This window comes from Pseudarthrobacter sp. NamE5 (assembly GCF_005796225.1).
GTDB lineage: Bacteria > Actinomycetota > Actinomycetes > Actinomycetales > Micrococcaceae > Arthrobacter.
The window spans coordinates 1-313 of the sequence record NZ_VAHO01000057.1 but is presented as its reverse complement, the minus strand read 5'-3'; the positions used below and the strand labels follow the sequence as shown (position 1 = coordinate 313).

Here is a 313-nt window from a genome sequence, read left to right as displayed (position 1 = left end):
CCGGCCGATTTCCAGCGGCGCCCCGTCCCGGGGGTCGACCAGCACGCGGTGGAACGAGTCGGCCCCGTCCGCGACGAGTCTGCGCGCCATTGAGGCCGGGATGGGGCCGTGTCCATCGAGCATGGCCGGTTCCTCGGTGAGGCCGAGCAGTGCGAACACGGGCACGGTGACCAGCACCTGGGGCCGGATCGGTAAAGTTGGTCGGGCCTCCGTCCCGGCCCCGCCCCCGCCTCCGCTGCCGGTGCTGGTACTGCTGCCAAGGAGTGCTGAGGAGAAGTTGTCTGCCCGCAGCTGGGAGAGGTTGCGGTGTTCG

Annotated in this window: 1 pseudogene; it reads right to left on the bottom strand. The window is 70.9% G+C overall.

From position 1 onward, the window contains the following. Positions 1–313: pseudogene (locus tag FDW84_RS19060) on the bottom strand (endonuclease); the annotation flags it as partial.